Annotated in this window: 19 protein-coding genes; 9 read left to right on the top strand and 10 right to left on the bottom strand. The window is 63.7% G+C overall.

What is annotated here, in order from left to right; genetic code table 11:
• The first annotated feature begins 137 nt into the window (after positions 1-137).
• Complete coding sequence (locus D3242_RS16845) at positions 138-440, top strand: DUF982 domain-containing protein (RefSeq protein ID WP_038649545.1); 303 nt, start codon at positions 138-140, stop codon at positions 438-440.
• Positions 441-587: 147 nt separating this feature from the next.
• Here the strand turns inward: D3242_RS16845 and D3242_RS16840 are convergent, their stop codons facing one another.
• Complete coding sequence (locus D3242_RS16840) at positions 588-785, bottom strand: hypothetical protein (RefSeq protein WP_064980856.1); 198 nt, start codon at positions 783-785, stop codon at positions 588-590.
• A 155-nt stretch (positions 786-940) separates the two neighbouring features.
• Positions 941-1,177 carry a DUF6894 family protein gene (locus D3242_RS16835; RefSeq protein ID WP_019861147.1) on the bottom strand — a complete coding sequence of 79 codons (237 nt, stop codon included), beginning with the start codon at positions 1,175-1,177 and terminating at the stop codon, positions 941-943.
• Between the two features lie 221 nt (positions 1,178-1,398).
• Between D3242_RS16835 and D3242_RS16830 the strand changes: the two genes are divergently transcribed.
• A complete protein-coding gene (locus D3242_RS16830; protein ID WP_027047391.1) occupies positions 1,399-2,118 on the top strand; it encodes a Crp/Fnr family transcriptional regulator in 720 nt (239 codons plus the stop codon).
• A gap of 175 nt (positions 2,119-2,293) precedes the next feature.
• On the opposite strand, the gene D3242_RS16825 is transcribed toward D3242_RS16830, so the two are convergent.
• Positions 2,294-2,791 (bottom strand): YciE/YciF ferroxidase family protein, encoded by a 498-nt coding sequence (locus D3242_RS16825; protein ID WP_027047390.1) that lies wholly within the window; start codon positions 2,789-2,791, stop codon positions 2,294-2,296.
• A 432-nt stretch (positions 2,792-3,223) separates the two neighbouring features.
• On the opposite strand from D3242_RS16825, the gene kdpF reads away from it, so the two are divergent.
• Genes kdpF through D3242_RS16790 form a run of 7 tightly spaced genes read left to right on the top strand, consistent with a single transcriptional unit; the run spans position 3,224 to position 11,392 of the window.
• Positions 3,224-3,313 carry a K(+)-transporting ATPase subunit F gene (gene kdpF / locus D3242_RS16820; RefSeq protein WP_019861144.1) on the top strand — a complete coding sequence of 30 codons (90 nt, stop codon included), beginning with the start codon at positions 3,224-3,226 and terminating at the stop codon, positions 3,311-3,313.
• Positions 3,314-3,333: 20 nt separating this feature from the next.
• A complete protein-coding gene (gene kdpA, locus D3242_RS16815) occupies positions 3,334-5,037 on the top strand; it encodes a potassium-transporting ATPase subunit KdpA (protein WP_064980854.1) in 1,704 nt (567 codons plus the stop codon).
• Positions 5,038-5,044: 7 nt separating this feature from the next.
• Positions 5,045-5,254, top strand: a complete 210-nt coding sequence (locus D3242_RS16810; protein ID WP_064980853.1) for a hypothetical protein — start codon at positions 5,045-5,047, stop codon at positions 5,252-5,254.
• Positions 5,251-7,344, top strand: coding sequence for a potassium-transporting ATPase subunit KdpB (kdpB, locus tag D3242_RS16805; RefSeq protein WP_064980851.1), 2,094 nt, complete (start codon positions 5,251-5,253; stop codon positions 7,342-7,344). Before D3242_RS16810 ends, kdpB begins: the two co-directional genes overlap by 4 nt.
• An 11-nt stretch (positions 7,345-7,355) precedes the next feature.
• Positions 7,356-7,919 (top strand): potassium-transporting ATPase subunit KdpC, encoded by a 564-nt coding sequence (kdpC, locus tag D3242_RS16800; protein ID WP_019861140.1) that lies wholly within the window; start codon positions 7,356-7,358, stop codon positions 7,917-7,919.
• 57 nt (positions 7,920-7,976) lie between these two features.
• Positions 7,977-10,706, top strand: a complete 2,730-nt coding sequence (locus D3242_RS16795; protein ID WP_038649535.1) for a sensor histidine kinase — start codon at positions 7,977-7,979, stop codon at positions 10,704-10,706.
• Positions 10,703-11,392 (top strand): response regulator transcription factor, encoded by a 690-nt coding sequence (locus D3242_RS16790; protein ID WP_038649532.1) that lies wholly within the window; start codon positions 10,703-10,705, stop codon positions 11,390-11,392. Before D3242_RS16795 ends, D3242_RS16790 begins: the two co-directional genes overlap by 4 nt.
• 22 nt (positions 11,393-11,414) lie before the next feature.
• On the opposite strand, the gene D3242_RS16785 is transcribed toward D3242_RS16790, so the two are convergent.
• The 7 genes from D3242_RS16785 to D3242_RS16755 form a co-directional block, all read right to left on the bottom strand.
• Complete coding sequence (locus D3242_RS16785; protein WP_064980850.1) at positions 11,415-12,851, bottom strand: MFS transporter; 1,437 nt, start codon at positions 12,849-12,851, stop codon at positions 11,415-11,417.
• Positions 12,852-13,219: 368 nt separating this feature from the next.
• On the bottom strand, positions 13,220-13,705 hold the full coding sequence (locus D3242_RS16780; protein ID WP_032920750.1) for a DUF992 domain-containing protein: 486 nt from the start codon (positions 13,703-13,705) through the stop codon (positions 13,220-13,222).
• A gap of 87 nt (positions 13,706-13,792) precedes the next feature.
• Entirely contained in the window at positions 13,793-14,269 is a 477-nt protein-coding gene (locus D3242_RS16775) for a DUF992 domain-containing protein (RefSeq protein WP_019861134.1), read from the bottom strand.
• Between the two features lie 208 nt (positions 14,270-14,477).
• A complete protein-coding gene (locus tag D3242_RS16770; RefSeq protein ID WP_019861133.1) occupies positions 14,478-15,320 on the bottom strand; it encodes a tetratricopeptide repeat protein in 843 nt (280 codons plus the stop codon).
• A 144-nt stretch (positions 15,321-15,464) separates the two neighbouring features.
• Positions 15,465-15,731: a 30S ribosomal protein S21 gene (gene rpsU, locus D3242_RS16765; protein ID WP_010911429.1), complete on the bottom strand. Its 267-nt coding sequence runs from the start codon at positions 15,729-15,731 to the stop codon at positions 15,465-15,467.
• A gap of 176 nt (positions 15,732-15,907) precedes the next feature.
• On the bottom strand, positions 15,908-16,294 hold the full coding sequence (locus D3242_RS16760; protein ID WP_064981678.1) for an SET domain-containing protein: 387 nt from the start codon (positions 16,292-16,294) through the stop codon (positions 15,908-15,910).
• Between the two features lie 111 nt (positions 16,295-16,405).
• On the bottom strand, positions 16,406-17,164 hold the full coding sequence (locus D3242_RS16755; RefSeq protein ID WP_027047388.1) for an SDR family oxidoreductase: 759 nt from the start codon (positions 17,162-17,164) through the stop codon (positions 16,406-16,408).
• Positions 17,165-17,236: the final 72 nt, after the last annotated feature.

The following is a 17,236-nucleotide window of genomic DNA, read 5'->3' as shown; positions in this document are numbered from 1 at the left end:
TCAGAGCACGACCGCCGCATTTCATATGAAAGCTCCCGGCCTGGAACCTCTTGGCCCGCAGCGCGTTTCACGGCGTCCCGTCCGTGGACCAGCCCGGATATTTCTCCTGGCGCTGCTTATAATCAGGAGCCTGCTTCATGCACGACAAGCTGTTTCATTCACCGGTCGCAGTGACCGTGGGCCTCGGCTTCAAGCGCGAGATTGCCTCGCTGGCCGAAATGCACGATTTCCTGACCGATTGGACGACCTCGCGCCGTGGTCCCCTTTACCGCAATGCCGTCGAGGCGTGTGGCCTTGCGCTGGAAGGCTGTATCACCAGGGACGAGGCGCGCCATGCGCTGGTCGAATTCGCACAAGCAACCGGCATCCTCTGGCCCGAGATCGAGCCGGTCATCGTGGCGCGCGCCGTCGCGCGCGGCTATGGCGGCTACGCCGCCTGAGTTTGAGGCCACCTCCCGGCGTGACGACCAACGCCGCCACCACCGAAAGCCCGGCTTGGCCTTCCCGAGCCGGGCTTCGCTTTATTGCAAGACGATCACAAGGATCGCCTTTGTCCACCAATGATGTTTGCCCAGCGGTGTAGGCGATCAACCTTTCGAATGCGCGCGCCGACGCGTCGGCTTGGGCCTCGTCGGATCGGGCTCTTGCGATGACTGCGCTGCGAGGCGCAGCTGTCTCAGCCTGGCTGTTTTTTCCTCGCGGGCCGCCCGCTCGGCATCGATCACGATCTGCGATTCACGCTTGGCGCGCTCATCGCGCTGGGTGTCGACTTTTGCACGGACCATGTGCTGCTAACTCCATTACGAGCCGGCGTTGGTTTGGAACAAATCGCCGCCTCCACCATCTTCCGGCCCCGCATGGTGCAGCGTTGCCGCAGGGGCGGCGATTACAAATGATGGTTGGAAAACTTTTGTCATCGATGTTCCGGGATAGAGAGATGTCAGTCACACCAGCCTGATGAGACAACGAGCGATGCCTCGAATACCTGGTGTCCGTCCTCGTCGCGTACCTTGACGGTGATGGCGGTGTGGTCGTTTTCGATGATCTCGTCGCGGACGATGTCGGGCAGAATACGGATCGCTTCGCGCCTTAGGCGTTCGCGCGTCTCGAAGACCTGGCCGTCATCATCGACCGTCAGACCGTCGCCATTGTAGAGGTCAAGATAATATCGAGGCATGATGGGCTGAACCTCAGACTGATGAAATGGCGAGATGTTCAACCGACAATTCGCGGACCAGCCAGTTGTTCCATCAGAGGCGGCATTTGCGGTGGAACAAGCAGCCCTAACAAATGTTAATGCCTGTCAGCGGCGAAAGGCTTAGTGCAGCCGAAGCCGCCTTTGCTTCCGACAGAACAAGATGGCGATCGGCTGCCGAAGCCCTTTCGCCGGAGATTGCGGTGCTTGAATCCCTCTATCTGAACCTGGGGCAGCATGACGCGCTGTCAGACGCCGAGAAGGCGCTGCTAGCCGGCGCCATGACGTTCGAGAGGCATTTCGCCACCGGCCAGGACATCGTCGCATCGGGGTCGCGGCCGACCTATTCGACGCTGATCCTCGACGGGCTGGCGGCGCGCTACAAGGTGCTGGAGAATGGCGGCCGGCAGTTCACCTCTTTGCAGGTGTCCGGCGATTTCGTCGATCTCCACGCTTTCCTGCTCAAGACCATGGATCACGGCATCGTCGCTCTGTCGCCCTGTCATGTCATGTTCGCGGACCATAGCCGGCTTCGCACGATCACCGAGCAGGCGCCGCACCTGACCCGGCTGCTGTGGCTGGACACGCTGGTCGACGGCGCCATCCACCGCGAGTGGATCGTCGCCATGGGGCGGCGCTCCAAGACCTCGCATCTGGCCCACCTCGTCTGTGAGCTCTTCGTGCGGCTGCAGGTGGTGCAGCGGACCAACGGCATGAGCTTTCACCTGCCGCTCTCGCAGGCTGAACTGGCCGATGTGCTCGGCCTGTCGGTGGTGCACATGAACCGGGTTATCGGCGCCTTGCGCAAGGTCGGAGTCGTCAACTGGGCAAACCACACCGTGACCATCCTGGATTGGCACCGGCTGCAGGAAATCGCCGAGTTCGATCCCACCTATCTCAGCATGATGCGGGAGCCGCGCTAAGGTATATCGATATTCAGTTGAGGTCGGGCTGCAAACGATAGCTTTCTGCGCTTCCAGTGCTCACGTACTTAAGTACGCTCCGCTCCGGTTCTCGAAAGCCATCGTTTTCGCCGCGACCTGACCTGAATCTCGACACACCTTGGGCCGATCAGGTGCGCCCTCCGATCTTGCAGATTTATGCTGCTTCGGCTGCCACGTTGACCGCCGACTCCGCGATCTTGGTCAGGGCCTCGTCCGTGGCCTTCTCTTCCTTCAGCGTTGCTTCGAGAAGCGTCACGGCTTCGTTCAGGCCGAGTTCGCCGGCCCACGTCCTCAGCGTGCCATAGCGTGAGATCTCGTAGTGCTCGACCGCCTGCGCGGCGGCCAGCAGACCGGCATCGAGCGCGGGAGATCCCTTGTACTCGTCCATGATCTCGGCGCCCTCTTCGGTGATACCCATGATGGCCGCACAGGTCTTGCCGACCGGCTTCTTGCCGATCACGCCGAAGACTTTCTCCAGTCTCGCGACGTGGCCCTCGGTCTCGGTGCGGTGCTTTTCGAAGGCGGCCTTCAGCTCGGCGCTTTGCGCGGCCTTGGCCATTTTCGGCAGTGTCGCCAATATCTTCTTTTCGGCGAAATAGATGTCCTTCAGCGTGTCATGAAACAGGTCGTCGAGCATTTTCTGCTTTGCCATCGTCATATCCTCTGATGCGTGAACCCTCAGGCCGACAATCTCCCGCAGGATGATTCGTTCCATCCACGCCGCATAGCGCGGTCGAGCGGTCCAACCCGACAAATCCTCATCGGGACGCCATCTCCCCCGACCCCGACGGGCCGGCAAAAACCTTTATAAAATTCCTATTTCTTTCCGCCCCGCGCCGTCTCGAACCTTTATGGCGATCGGGTCCATATTCCGCATGAGAAAAACGTCGGACGCCGCCAATCGGAATGCGGCGCGCCGTTTTCACGTAATTGCAGGTCTGCTCCGGCAGATGCCGATTAGAGAAATCAAAGCAAGGAACAAGCACAATGGACATCATTGTTCTCGGGATAGGGGTTTTGTTTTTTGCCCTATCCTTGGCCTACGTCAAAGCCTGCGACAGAATTTGAGCTGAAGGATCGAGCCATGCTTTTCGATTACATCCTCGGCGGCGGCGTGACCTTGTTCCTGCTCGCCTACCTCACATACGCCCTCGTTCGTCCAGAACGCTTCTGAAGGCACGGAAAGCCACAGCCATGACACTGAACGGTTGGATACAGATCCTTGTCTTCTGCGGGATCATCGTTTTGCTGACGAAGCCGCTTGGCTTCTACATGCACCGCGTCTTCAACGGCGATCGCACGCTGCTTTCACCGATCTTCGGCCCGCTCGAGCGCGGGCTCTACCGCATTTGCGGCACCAGCGAACGCGAGGAACAGCACTGGACCGCCTATGCGGTGGCTTTGCTGCTCTTCAACCTTGCCGGGTTCCTGGTGCTTTATGGCCTGCAGCGCCTGCAGGGCAGTCTGCCCTACAATCCCGCCGGCATGGGCGCTGTCGACCCGGCGCTCGCCTTCAACACCGCCGCCAGTTTCGTGACGAACACCAACTGGCAGAACTACGGCGGCGAAAGCACGATGTCCTATCTCCTGCAGATGGCCGGGCTGACGGTCCAGAATTTCGTTTCGGCGGCCACCGGCATTGCCATCGCCATCGCACTGATCCGCGGCTTTGCCCGCGCCTCGGGCAAATCGATCGGCAATTTCTGGGTCGATATGACCCGCTGCACGCTCTACGTGCTCCTGCCGCTCTGCATCGTGCTCACCCTGGTCTATGTCTGGCTCGGCATACCGCAGACGCTTGGGCCTTACGTCGACGCCACCACGCTGGAAGGCGCCAAGCAGACCATCGCGCTTGGCCCGGTCGCCTCGCAGGTCGCCATCAAGATGCTTGGCACCAATGGCGGCGGCTTCTTCAATGCCAATGCCGCGCATCCGTTCGAAGATCCCGACGCCATCTCGAACCTGATCCAGATGGTAACGATCTTCGCGCTGGGTGCTGCGCTGACCAACGTCTTCGGCCGCATGGTCGGAAACCAGCGCCAGGGCTGGGCGATCCTGGCGTCGATGGGCGTGCTGTTCATCGCCGGCGTCGCCGTCTGCTACTGGGCGGAGGCCGTGGGCAATCCGCTGGTCCATGCGCTGGGCATCGACGGCGGCAATATGGAAGGCAAGGAAACTCGCTTCGGCATCGCCCTGTCGGCGCTGTTCGCGGTCATCACGACGGCCGCTTCCTGTGGTGCCGTCAACGCCATGCATGACAGTTTCACCGCGCTCGGCGGCATGATCCCGCTCATCAACATGCAGCTTGGCGAGGTCATCGTCGGCGGCGTCGGCGCCGGCTTCTACGGCATCCTGATGTTCATCGTCGTTGCCGTCTTCGTCGCCGGCCTGATGGTTGGCCGCACGCCCGAATATCTCGGCAAGAAGATCGAGGCCAAGGAGGTCAAGATGGCGATGCTGGCCATCCTGTGCCTGCCGCTCGCCATGCTGATCTTCACGGCGATCGCCGTTGTCCTGCCGAGCGCCGTGACCTCGATGGCCAATGGCGGTCCGCACGGCTTCTCCGAGGTGCTCTATGCCTACACTTCGGCGGCGGCGAACAACGGTTCAGCCTTTGGCGGCCTCAGCGGCAACACGCCCTGGTACAACATCACCATCGGCATCGGCATGTTGATGGGCCGCTTCCTGGTCATCATCCCGGCGCTCGCCATCGCTGGCTCGCTGGCGGCGAAGAAGACCGTTCCGGCTTCGGCCGGCACCTTCCCGACCGATGGGCCGCTGTTCGTCGGGCTGCTGATCGGCGTCATCGTCATCGTCGGCGGTCTCACCTTCTTCCCGGCGCTCGCCGTCGGGCCGATCATCGAGCACCTCGCGATGATCCATGGGCAAACCTTCTGAGGCGACCATGCCCTTGTTCAGCAGCAAGCGTCGCAAGACCCGGCCGCCGGCCGGCAGCGAGGGGGAGGCAAAGCCTCCTCCCTTCCCGACCGTGTCTACGTTCCTGGGCATTGCGGCCGTCATGATCGTGATCTGGCTGCTGGTCTATGGCCCACCCTTTTCGGCATCCAATCACCCGGTGCCGCCCAACAACACTGAAGCCGGAGCTTCAAAATGAGCCAGTTAAAATCAACCGCGATCATGGATGCCCGCATCCTGTGGCCCGCCATTGGCGGTGCCTTCCGCAAATTCGACCCGCGCACGCTGGCCCGCAACCCGGTGATGTTCGTTGTCGCCATCGTCTCGGCGCTGACGACGGTGCTGTTCGTCAGGGACCTCATCACCGGCGGCGGCGACCTGCGCTTCACATTGCAGATCATCATCTGGCTGTGGTTCACGGTGCTGTTCGCCAATTTCGCCGAGGCCGTCGCCGAGGGGCGCGGCAAGGCGCAGGCGGATTCGCTGCGCAAGGCGCGCACCGAGACCCAGGCCAAGCTCCTGGCCGGCGAGGACAGGAGCAAGTTCAAGCTGGTGCCCGGCACCAGCCTGAAGGTCGGCGACATCGTCCTGGTCGAAGCCGGCGACATCATCCCGTCCGACGGCGAGGTGGTGGAGGGTGTGGCCTCGGTCAACGAGGCGGCCATAACAGGCGAATCCGCGCCGGTGATCCGCGAATCCGGCGGCGACCGCTCGGCGGTGACCGGCGGCACGCAGGTGCTGTCCGACTGGATCCGCGTGCGCATCACCGCCGCCGCCGGCCACACTTTCCTCGACCGCATGATCTCCCTGGTCGAAGGCGCCGAGCGCCAGAAGACGCCGAACGAGATCGCGCTCAACATCCTGCTGGTCGGCATGACGCTGATCTTCGTGCTGGCCACGGCCACCATCCCGAGCTTTGCGTCCTATTCCGGCGGCTACATCTCGGTGACCGTGCTCGTCGCCCTGTTCGTCACCCTGATCCCGACCACCATCGGCGCGCTGCTGTCGGCCATCGGCATCGCCGGCATGGACCGCCTGGTGCGCTTCAATGTGCTGGCCATGTCGGGCCGTGCCGTCGAGGCCGCCGGTGACGTCGACACGCTGCTGCTCGACAAGACCGGCACGATCACGCTCGGCAACCGCCAGGCGACCGAGTTCCGCCCGGTCAAGGGCGTCACCGAACAGGAACTGGCCGACGCGGCGCAGCTTGCTTCGCTCGCCGACGAAACGCCGGAGGGCCGTTCGATCGTCGTGCTGGCAAAGGAGAAATACGGCATCCGTGCCCGCGACATGGCGACATTGCACGCCACCTTCGTACCCTTCACCGCGCAGACCCGCATGAGCGGCGTCGACATTGACGGTTCCTCGGTGCGCAAGGGCGCGGTCGATTCCGTGCTCGCCCATGTCAACCAGACGACCGTGGCCAGCCACGCGACACGGCCGAACAGCGACTCGGTTCGGGATCTGCAGGCGATCGCCGACGAGGTCGCCAAGTCCGGCGGCACGCCGCTGGCGGTGGAGCGCGACGGGCGGCTGCTCGGCATCGTCCACCTCAAGGACATCGTCAAGGGCGGCATCCGCGAGCGTTTTGCCGAGCTGCGCAAGATGGGCATCCGGACGGTGATGATCACCGGCGACAATCCGATGACGGCGGCGGCCATCGCGGCGGAAGCCGGCGTCGACGATTTCCTGGCCCAGGCCACGCCCGAGGACAAGCTCAAGCTGATCCGCGACGAGCAGGCCAAGGGCAAGCTGGTCGCCATGTGCGGCGACGGCACCAACGATGCGCCGGCGCTCGCGCAGGCCGATGTCGGCGTCGCCATGAACACCGGCACGGTCGCCGCGCGCGAAGCCGGCAACATGGTCGATCTCGACAGCGACCCAACCAAGCTCATCGAGATCGTCGAGATCGGCAAGGCGCTGCTGATGACGCGCGGCTCGCTGACCACCTTCTCGATCGCCAACGACGTGGCCAAGTATTTCGCCATCATCCCGGCCATGTTCGCCGTCTTCTACGTCGCGCCGGGCCAGACCACCGGTCCGCTGCAGGCGCTCAACATCATGCATCTGGCGACGCCGCAGAGCGCCATCCTGTCGGCCATCATCTTCAACGCGCTCATCATCATCGCGCTGATCCCGCTGTCGCTGCGCGGCGTCAAATACCGGGCGATCGGCGCCGGTGCGCTGCTCAGCCGCAACCTTCTCGTCTACGGCCTGGGCGGCATCATCGTGCCGTTCGTCGGCATCAAGATAATCGACATGGCCGTCACGGCCCTTGGCCTTGCATAAGGATCATTCCGATGCTCAAGCAAATCAGACCCGCGATCGTCATGATCGTCTTCTTCACCGTGCTGACCGGCCTGGTCTATCCGCTGGGCATGACCGGCATAGCGCAGGCGCTGTTCCCGCGTCAGGCCAATGGCAGCCTGATCGAGAAGGACGGCAAGGTCATCGGCTCCGAGTTGATCGGCCAGGCCTTCGCCAGCGACAAGTATTTCCACGGCCGGCCTTCGGCGGCGGGCAATGGTTACGACGCCACGGCCTCCGGCGGCAGCAATCTCGGCCCGACCAACCCCAAGCTGATCGACCGCATCAAAGGCGACGCCGAGAAGCTGAAGGCGGAGAATCCGAACCAGCCTGTGCCGATGGACCTGGTGACGACGTCGGGCAGCGGCCTTGATCCGCAGATCAGCCCGGAAGCCGCCTATTTCCAGGTTCCGCGCGTCGCCAGGGCAAGGGGCATCGACGAAGCCAAGGTCAAGGCGCTTGTCGACGGTCAGGTCGAGAGCAGGGAACTCGGCTTCATGGGAGAGCCTGTTGTCAACGTGCTGGCGCTCAACCTGGCGCTGGACGCCGCTAAATAGGTGATGGCGAGGTCCGGGGATCGACAGCATCCCCGGACCTCTCCATGATCGATCCTGATGCCGGACGACAGAAGCAACGAAAACCGACCTTCCCCCGACGCGCTGCTCGAGCATGCCGAGCGGGAGGGACGCGGCCGCCTGCGGATATTCCTCGGCGCTGCCCCCGGTGTCGGAAAGACGTACGAAATGCTGATGTCGGGCCGAGCCAGGCTGGCCGACGGCATCGATGTGGTGATCGGCGTTGTCGAGACGCATGGCCGCCGGGAAACCCAGGCGCTGGTCGAGGGCTACGAAGTCATCCCCCGCCGCAAGGTCGACTACAAAGGACGCGCCCTCGACGAGATGGACATCGACGCCATCCTCGCCCGGCGCCCCGCATTGGTTCTCGTCGACGAACTTGCCCACACCAACGCGCCGGGCAGCCGCCATCCCAAGCGCTATCTCGACGTCCAGGAGATCCTGGCGCGCGGCATCGACGTCTACACGACGCTCAACATCCAGCATGTCGAAAGCCTGAACGACGTCGTCGCGCAGATCACGCGGGTCAGGGTGCGCGAGACGGTTCCCGATTCCATCATCGACCAGGCCGACGATGTCGAGATCATCGACCTGACGCCCGACGACCTGATCAAGCGGCTGGAAGAGGGAAAGGTCTATTTCCCCAACACGGCGCAGCGCGCCATCGAGAACTATTTCTCGTCGGGCAATCTGACGGCGCTGCGCGAACTGGCGCTGCGCCGCACCGCCCAGCGGGTCGACGAGCAATTGCTCAATCACATGCAGTCGCATGCCATCCAGGGCCCGTGGGCGGCCGGAGAGAGAGTGCTCGTCTGCGTCGACGCGCGTCCGGGCGGTGCGGCCCGCATCCGCTACGCGCGCAGGCTGGCCGACCGGCTTCGCGCGCCATGGACGGCGCTGCATGTCGATACGCCGCGCTCGGCCGGCATGTCCGAGGAAGACAAGGACCGGCTCGCCACGCTGATGCGCCTTGCCGAGCAGCTCGGCGCCGAGGTGACGACCATTCCCGGCCAGAATGTCGCGCAGGACATCGTGCGCCATGCAACGGCGAACAATTTCACCCATATCGTGGTCGGCCGGCCGACCCGGTCGCGCTGGCGCGAACTGATCGAGGGCTCGCTCACCTATGATTTGATCCGCAATGCCGGCGATATCAGCGTCCACGTCATTTCGGGGACCGAGCGGGATGCCGAGGCGACCTCCAGAAGGGTCAAGGCGGCGGCCGAGCAGAAGCAATTCCAGATCTGGCCCTACCTGCTCGCCACCACCTATGTCGCGGGTTCATTGGCCGTCAGCGCCGTCCTCGACCAGTTTCTCGACGTCCGCAATCTGGCGATCGTCTTCCTCCTGGCGGTGCTGACATCGGCGGTGGCCGGCGGTCTTTGGCCGGCGCTCTATGCATGCTTCCTCAGCGCCCTTGCCTTCAACTATTTCTTCCTCGAGCCGCGCTACACGCTGACGATCCGGGATCCCGAGAGCATCGTGGCGCTCGCCGTCTTCCTTGCCGTGGCGGTGATCGCCAGCAATCTCGCCGCGCGCATGCAGCGCCAGGCCGTCGCCGCCCGCTCGCGGGCACGGGCCACCGAGGATATCTACCTCTTCTCCAAGAAGCTCGCCGGCGCCGGCACACTCGACGACGTGCTGTGGGCCACCGCCTTCCAGATCGCCTCGATGCTGAAGCTGCGCGTCGTGCTGCTGCTGCCCGAAGACGGCACCATCACCGTCAAGGCAGGCTATCCGCCGGACGACACGCTGGCCGAGGCCGACATCGCTGCAGCCCGCTGGGCCTGGGAACACAACCGCGCCGCCGGGCGCGGCGCCGACACGCTGCCTGGCGCCAAGCGTCTTTATCTGCCTTTGCGGACCGGGCGCACCGCGATTGGTGTCGTCGGCCTCGACAATGACAAGCAGGGCCCGCTGCTGACGCCCGAGCAGCAGCGCCTGCTCGACGCGCTGGCCGACCAGGCGGCGGTGGCGATCGAACGCATCCAATTGGTCGCCGATGTCGACCGCGCCAAGCTCGCGGCCGAAGCCGACCGGCTGCGCTCTGCCCTGCTGACCTCGATTTCGCATGATCTGAAAACGCCGCTCTCGGCGATCATGGGAGCGGCCGGCACGCTCAAGGAATTCGCGCCGGATCTGCCCGAGCAGGACCGTGCAGAGCTGCTGTCGACGGTGATCGACGAATCGGAACGGCTGAACCGCTTCATCGCCAATCTGCTCGACATGACCAAGATCGAGTCCGGGGCGATGGAGCCGAACTATGCCTTGCACTATGTCGGCGATATTGTCGGCACGGCGCTCAACCGCGCCCGCAAGATCACCAGCGAACACAAGATCGAGGTCGATATTCCGCCCGAATTGCCGATGCTGAAGCTCGATCCCGTGCTGTTCGAGCAGGTTCTGTTCAACCTTCTCGACAATGCGTCGAAATATTCGCCGTCCGGCTCGACGATCCGCGTGCAGGGATGGGCCGACAATGGATCCGTCATCGTGCAGATCATGGATGAGGGGCCGGGCATTCCGGCGCATGATTTGGAACGTGTGTTCGACACGTTTTACCGGGTGCGCAAGGGCGATCAGGTGCGCGCCGGCACGGGCCTTGGCCTGTCGATCTGCCGCGGCTTTGTCGAATCGATGGGCGGCACCATCTCGGCCGCCAACCGGACCGACCGCCCAGGGGCCGCGTTCACCATCAGGATGCCGGTGCCGACCGAAGCGTCCGATGTCGGCAATCGCGGCGAGACCAGCATGGATCGGCCTTCATGACAAATTCGAATGTCAGGATACTGGTCGTCGATGACGAGCCGCCGATCCGCAAGCTGCTTCGGGTCGGCCTCGGCAGCCAGGGCTATGCCATCAGCGAGGCGCCGAACGCCAAGGTGGCGATCGAGCTGATGGAACAGGAAAAGCCGGATCTGGTGCTGCTCGACCTCGGCCTGCCTGGCATGGGCGGCCATGAGCTCCTGCGCAAATGGCGTGACGAGGGTCTCGACATTCCCGTCGTCATCCTCTCCAGCCGCACCGACGAGGCCGGCATCGTCAATGCGCTCGAACTCGGCGCCGACGATTATGTCACCAAGCCGTTCGGCATGAACGAACTGGTGGCGCGCATCCGCGTGGCGTTGCGGCACAAATTTCAGCAACAGGGCGAGAAGCCTGTGTTCCAGAGCGGCGACCTCAGCGTCGATCTGGTCAAGCGCATCGTCAAGGTCGAGGGCAAGGAGATCAAACTCTCGCCGAAGGAATACGACATATTGCGCATCCTGGTGCAGCATGCCGGCAAGGTGCTGACCCACCATTTCATCCTGAAGCAGATCTGGGATGATTCGACCGACGTGCAGTATCTCCGGGTCTATGTCCGGCAGCTCCGGCAGAAGATCGAGAAGATCCCCGATCAGCCGCGCTACATCACCACCGAGACCGGTGTCGGCTATCGGCTGCGTGTCGATTGAGACAGCTCGAATTGAACCTGTGTCAGCCGATGGCTTCCAGCGGCCGGTTTGTGGCCGCCGACGTGCGCAAGGCGGCGAGACAGCCGAGGATGCCAAGCGGCACGAAGGCAAGGAACAGCCAGCTCGCGACATTGGCCGCGGCGTCGTGGCTCAAGCCTTGCGAAAAGCCGCTGGCATTGGCGACGATGCCGGCAAGGGCCGCCCCCACGGCGTAGCCGATGCGCTGCATGGTCGGCACTGCGGCGGAGGCAATGGTCTGCTCGTCAACCGGGGCGGAGGCGACGATGACGCGGGTCAGGAAGGGCCAGGCAATGCCGAAGCCGCCGCCCTGCAACAAGGCGCAAATAAGGATCAGCGGGATGGAGCCCAGGGGGATTGTATAGGCAAAGCCGGCGATGCCCGCCGCGATCATCAGCGCGCCGGTGACAATGATCAGCCGCTCACGCTGCGGCGGCGCGTTGGCGACGAGGATCGACAGGATCGACCAGGCGATCGATTCGGCGGCGATGATGTAGCCGGTGGTCAAAAGCGGAATGTCGTGCAGGCTGGTCAAAAGCAGCGGCCCATAGACGCCGAAAGAGCAGGTCGCGACGGAAAAGGCGGCGACCATTGTCATCCCGGCACCGACCGGCGTGCGCCACGAAAACAGCCGCGCCGGGAACAGCCGCGAGCGCGGCTTCAGCGCGTCGATGGTGAAGAACAGCGCGAGCCCGGCGAGGCCCAGAACGATCAGCAGCGAAGAGCGCAGCAGGGCGATGTCGACGCCGGCCGAGGCGATCAGCACCACGGCGACGGCAAGGCAGGCAAGGGCGGCGAAGGGGAAAGGCGGGGCCTTGCCGGCGCTCGTGCTGGGTTTCTTCGCCTCCGGCGTGTTCAGCACCAGGAAGCTTGCCAGCGCCATGGCGGTGCCGCCGAGGGTGAAGACACCGAAGGCCCAGCGCCACGACAGGAATTCGGTCATGATCGCGCCCAGCAAAGGGCCGCTGAACGCCGCGACGCCCCAGATCGCCGACATGATGCCGAAGAGCTGCGGCCAGATGGCCCGCGAAAACAGCCGCTCGACCGAAACGAAGGCCAGCGATACCAGCGCGCCGCCGCCCAGCCCCTCGATCAGCCGGCCGGCGAGGAACAACTGCATGGAAGGCGAGGTGGCGCAGATCAGCGCTCCTGCGGCGTAAAGCAGGGCCGCGACCACCATATTGGTGCGCAGCGCCACATAGCTCACCAGCCGCCCGGCGGCGGCACCGGCGACGATGGCGCCGAGCTCGTAGATCGCCAATGACCAGCCGACGAGTTGCACCCCGGCCAGTTCGCCGACCATGGCCGGCATGACGGTTGCCACCATCGTCTCGTTGGTGGCGTGCAGCAGGATGCCGAGGCTGATGAAGCAGAAGCGCGCCAGGTCGCCGCTCGCCCACAATGCGCGCCAGTCGACCCTGTTTGTGCTGATTTCAGTCATGTCTACCCTTTTGCATATCTCGATGCCAGCGCACGGCACCAGAAGCCAGCAAGGCTTTCCGGCAGGACCATACGCATCAGGACTGCGCGCCTCATAGACGCGCTGTCCCCGTCTGGGCAGGCTTGTAGGACCTCAACCGCGGTTGAGCTCAAGCGGTTCGTTTCGGTGGACCATCGCAACGGTAGAGATTGGCCGAAGCCTCTCAACTTCGTCATCCCTGGGCGAAGCAGGAGCGAAGCTCCGTCGCGGAGAGCCTGGGATCCATTCCGTGACCTTGGTCGTGGAGTGCACGGTGCAGAATTCTGGACTGTGGCGGCGCGCAGTCCCCGGCATGGATCCCTTGGTGAGCGAGCACCTTCGTCTTGCGATCAATTCTCGGTGCTGCGCAGCTGGAACTGGCTGACGCCGATGGCGAGATTGATGCCGGTCTGCGTCTGCAGGCTGAGCGGCTGGAGGGTGAAGGCCTGCGAGGAGCCGCCGACCAGGAGATTGGCGCCTGCGCCGACGGCCGCCGTCACCTCGGCGCTGGCGCCGATATAGTCGCCCGCCAGCGCACCCGGCGCGTAGATGTTCTTCAGCGGCGTCAGCACCAGCCAGCCCATCACCGCCTGTTTTGTCGTGCCGATGTCGAGGCCGTATTTGTTGACGGCGCCGAAATAGGCCTCCGGCGCGAAGCTCTTGTCGGTCGGGGTGAAGGTGCAGCTCAGGTCCTTGGTCGAGCCGAAGATGAAGCCGGTGCCGCCGCCTATGGCGCATTCAAGGGTACCGAGTTCGATGCCTCGGTCCTGCGCCTGCGTCTGTGTCGCGCCGAGCACGAGTGCGATCACGGCAGCGGCGATGGCTGTCTTCGGCATGGCGGTCCCCCCAAAATCAAAACGGCGCGGAACCATCCTATATGGTTCCGCGCCGCAAGGTAGAGAGGAGCGCGTGGCTCCGTTCGATCACTTGAGCGAGTGGATCAGCTGAAGCGAGGTCACGGCCACGGCGAGGTTGACGCCGGTCTGCGCCTGGACGCTGAGTGGCTCCAGCATGAAGGCGCCGTCGAAGCCGCCGACCAGCAGGTTGGCGCCACCGCCGGTGACGACGCTCGCCTCGGCGTTGACGCCATAATAGCTGCCGGCAAGGTCGCCCGCATCGCGGTCACGGGTCGCGGCAAGAACCGCCCAGACAAGCTGGCCCTGATGCGTCTGGCCCAGATCGACACCGATCTTGGAGATGACGCCGGTGTAAATCTCCGACGGGCCGTGGTGGTAGGGACGGAAGACGCAGGACACGCCCTTGTTGGAGGCGACAATGTAGGCGGTGCCGCCGTCGATGGTGCAGTCGAGCGTGCCGAGCTGCAGCTTTCCGGCGCTGGCCGGAGCGGCAGCGAACACGGTCGTTGCAAGGGCAGCGGCGCAGACGAGTTTCTTGATCATGGGAGGGTCCTTTCGCAAATCGCTTGGAATAACGGCTTGAGTGACCAGACCGTTCCGCCGAAAACTTGGCGCGAACAAGGCAAGGATTGACGGCTTAATGCGGGGGTTAACGCGCGGTTGCCGGATCGGCGGCGATCTTCAGCCCTGCGTGTCCTTTCGGACACGCAGACGTCCCCACAATGCTTAGCCGGATCTGCTAAAGCCGATATCAGCTGACGCGGGCGAGGCCGTCCTTGGCCGGCTGGTAGCTGGGGTTGAGGCGGACGGCTTCCTTATAGGATTTCGCCGCCTTTGCCTTGTCGCCGCGCCGCTCGTAGATGAGCGCCTGGTTGGCCCAGGCCTCGGCGTTCTGGCCGTCGAGCTTGATGGCCATGTTGAAGTCGGAGAAGGCGTTGTCCTCGTCGCCCGTCGCCAGATAGGAAAGGCCCCGGCCGTTATAGGGCTCGGCCGCATCCGGTGCCAGCGAGATGGCGGTCGAGAAATCCTCGATGGCGAATTTGTGCTGGCCCTGGCTTTGATAGATCAGGCCGCGATTGTGGTAGGCGCGGGCGTCCGTCGTGTCGAGCTGGATTGCCTTCTGGAAGTCGTTGAAGGCGTCCTGGGTGCGGCCCGCTTTGCGGTAGAGATTGCCGCGGCCGATATAGGCGGCGTCATAATTGCCGTTGATCTGGATCGACTTGTTGTAGTCGTCGAGCGCGGCCGCCTGATTGCCGAGGAAGCGCTGGATGAGCGCGCGGTTGGAATAGGCCTGGTAGAAATTCGGATTGAGCTGGATGGCCTGGTTGAAGTCCTTGAGCGCCGCCTGATACTGGCCGCCGCGGCCATAGGCCGAGCCGCGCACATTGTAGCCTTCGGGATCCTGCGGATTGCGCTGGATGACCGCCGACAGCGAGGAGATGTTCTCGCTCGACCCCTGCGCCTTGTCGATGTTGTTGAACTCGCCGGTCGGGCCCGACGTCTGGCAGCCGGCCAGCACCAATCCGGAAAGCAGGGCTGCCGTCAGGGCGAAACCACGCAATGCGGTCCCGCGCTCCACGCTCATTGCGTTCATGTCTGCCCTGTCCTCACTTCAAGCCGCGTCGCTCAGGTCCGGATCCCCCCTCCGGGCCGGGTCACAATCAAAATAAAAAGGTGGCGGCGATTCCGCATCGCGCCACCTTGGTATCCTTCGAAAAGGACGAAATATTGGCGATAATCAGCGCGGCGGACGCGCTGCGCCAGCAGCACCACCGGCAGCCACCGGACGCGGCGTCATCGGCAGCAGGCCTTCGCGCTGGGCGCGCTTGCGGGCCAGCTTGCGAGCGCGGCGCACGGCCTCGGCCTTTTCGCGGGCGCGCTTCTCGGACGGCTTCTCGTAGTGACCGCGCATCTTCATTTCGCGGAAAATGCCTTCGCGCTGCATCTTCTTCTTGAGCGCGCGAAGCGCCTGATCAACGTTATTGTCGCGGACGAGTACCTGCACGGGCAATCCTGTCTTTCGGGTTTGATATCAACAGGCAAGTAGCCATAGCCACTAGCCTCCGCGGCGGTCGACACCACGAATTGTGGCGGCTGATAGCAGAATCAGGCCGCGCTGTCCACAGTCGAAATGCAGGACGACAGCCAAATTGCCACGGTCGCCCCGAGATAGGGCTCCAACTACGCCGTGGCCAGGTGCAGCCGCTCGAAATCCTCGAAGAATTCGCCGTAGTCACAAGTGATCTCTTCGCCGGCGGCGATGTCGCGTGTCGCTGTCGCGCCACCATATTGCGAAAAATCTGTGTTCGGCGTCGCCGAATGGTTCATGAAGCGGCCATTGTCGACCTCATAGACCATGAAGCCCGGCCGATCCGGGCTCGGATAGGCATAGCGGTCGAGCAATTCCTTCAGAGGCTGGGGTGCGGCCTCGTATTTGTCCATCGGGATCAGCCGGTCGAAATCCGGATCAAGCCGCCAGATCGAGGCGCCCTTCCGGATCGGCTCGGCGGCGAACATGCCGACGCCCTCGATTGCGCTGGCGGCCACATAGGTTCGGATCAGCATCATGGTTTCGGGACCCGTTTCGACATGAAACGGAATCGCCAAATCGCGCGGAAAAAGCAAGACCGGCTGCCTGCGTCAAAGCGGCGAACCGGCCTGTTCGCCGCAAAAAAACCTTCACGTCCGGTTGATCGAGACCCCGCCGTCGGCAAACAGCGCGGTTCCCGTGGTGAAGCTCGAAGCATCGGAGGCGAGGTAAAGCGCCGAGCGGGCAATCTCTTCCGGCTGCGCCATGCGTTTCAACGCATGGATGCCTTCGACGAAAGCGCGGGCTTCGGGCGTCGTTGTCGTCGCGCCCGGTGTGTCGGTGCCGCCCGGCAGCAATGCGTTGACGCGCAGGCCTTTCGGGCCGTATTCGGCGGCCAGAACCTGTGTCAGGCCGATCAGGCCGGCCTTGGCGGCGGCGTAGGCGGCCATGCCCGGCATGCCTGCGGTGTAGCCGACAAAGCTCGAGGTGAAGATCAGCGAGCCGCCGCCGCGCTCCAGCATGGCCGGTATCTGATACTTCGCGCCGAGAAAGGCGCTGGTCAGATTGATGTCCATCGTCTCGTGCCATGCCGCCGGCATCATGTCGGGCAGGGGCGCCATCAAGCCGACGGCGCCGGCATTGTTGAAGGCGATGTCGAGGCCGCCGAAGCTTTCGACTGCCAGATCGACAAGCGCCTTCGCATAGGCTTCGTCCCTGACGTCGCCGGCAAGCGCGATGGCCGTGCCGTCCGCGCCCGATATGTCGGCGACAAGCGTATCGAGCTCGGCCTGACGACGGGCCGCGACGACAAGCTTTGCACCTTCGTCGGCGAAGAGTTTTGCCGTGGCGCGGCCGATGCCGGAACTGGCGCCGGTGACGATGGCGATCTTGTTGGCGAGTGCGAGCATTTTGGGCATCCTGTTTTTCGCGCCGGTCTCGCCGGCAATCGGGATGCTTGGTCGCAGATGGGGCAGGTCGGA

Source organism: Mesorhizobium jarvisii, assembly GCF_003601985.1.
Lineage (GTDB): Bacteria > Pseudomonadota > Alphaproteobacteria > Rhizobiales > Rhizobiaceae > Mesorhizobium > Mesorhizobium jarvisii.
This window is presented reverse-complemented; position numbering and strand designations above follow the sequence as displayed.

Coding starts and splice junctions, on each gene's coding strand:
- D3242_RS16845 (WP_038649545.1), top strand. CDS start 138: ATGCACGACAAGCTGTTTCATTCACCGGTCGCAGTGACCGTGGGCCTC.
- D3242_RS16840 (WP_064980856.1), bottom strand. CDS start 785: ATGGTCCGTGCAAAAGTCGACACCCAGCGCGATGAGCGCGCCAAGCGT.
- D3242_RS16835 (WP_019861147.1), bottom strand. CDS start 1,177: ATGCCTCGATATTATCTTGACCTCTACAATGGCGACGGTCTGACGGTC.
- D3242_RS16825 (WP_027047390.1), bottom strand. CDS start 2,791: ATGGCAAAGCAGAAAATGCTCGACGACCTGTTTCATGACACGCTGAAG.
- kdpF (WP_019861144.1), top strand. CDS start 3,224: ATGCTTTTCGATTACATCCTCGGCGGCGGCGTGACCTTGTTCCTGCTC.
- kdpA (WP_064980854.1), top strand. CDS start 3,334: ATGACACTGAACGGTTGGATACAGATCCTTGTCTTCTGCGGGATCATC.
- D3242_RS16810 (WP_064980853.1), top strand. CDS start 5,045: ATGCCCTTGTTCAGCAGCAAGCGTCGCAAGACCCGGCCGCCGGCCGGC.
- kdpB (WP_064980851.1), top strand. CDS start 5,251: ATGAGCCAGTTAAAATCAACCGCGATCATGGATGCCCGCATCCTGTGG.
- kdpC (WP_019861140.1), top strand. CDS start 7,356: ATGCTCAAGCAAATCAGACCCGCGATCGTCATGATCGTCTTCTTCACC.
- D3242_RS16795 (WP_038649535.1), top strand. CDS start 7,977: ATGCCGGACGACAGAAGCAACGAAAACCGACCTTCCCCCGACGCGCTG.
- D3242_RS16790 (WP_038649532.1), top strand. CDS start 10,703: ATGACAAATTCGAATGTCAGGATACTGGTCGTCGATGACGAGCCGCCG.
- D3242_RS16785 (WP_064980850.1), bottom strand. CDS start 12,851: ATGACTGAAATCAGCACAAACAGGGTCGACTGGCGCGCATTGTGGGCG.
- D3242_RS16780 (WP_032920750.1), bottom strand. CDS start 13,705: ATGCCGAAGACAGCCATCGCCGCTGCCGTGATCGCACTCGTGCTCGGC.
- D3242_RS16775 (WP_019861134.1), bottom strand. CDS start 14,269: ATGATCAAGAAACTCGTCTGCGCCGCTGCCCTTGCAACGACCGTGTTC.
- D3242_RS16770 (WP_019861133.1), bottom strand. CDS start 15,320: ATGAACGCAATGAGCGTGGAGCGCGGGACCGCATTGCGTGGTTTCGCC.
- D3242_RS16760 (WP_064981678.1), bottom strand. CDS start 16,294: ATGATGCTGATCCGAACCTATGTGGCCGCCAGCGCAATCGAGGGCGTC.
- D3242_RS16755 (WP_027047388.1), bottom strand. CDS start 17,164: ATGCTCGCACTCGCCAACAAGATCGCCATCGTCACCGGCGCCAGTTCC.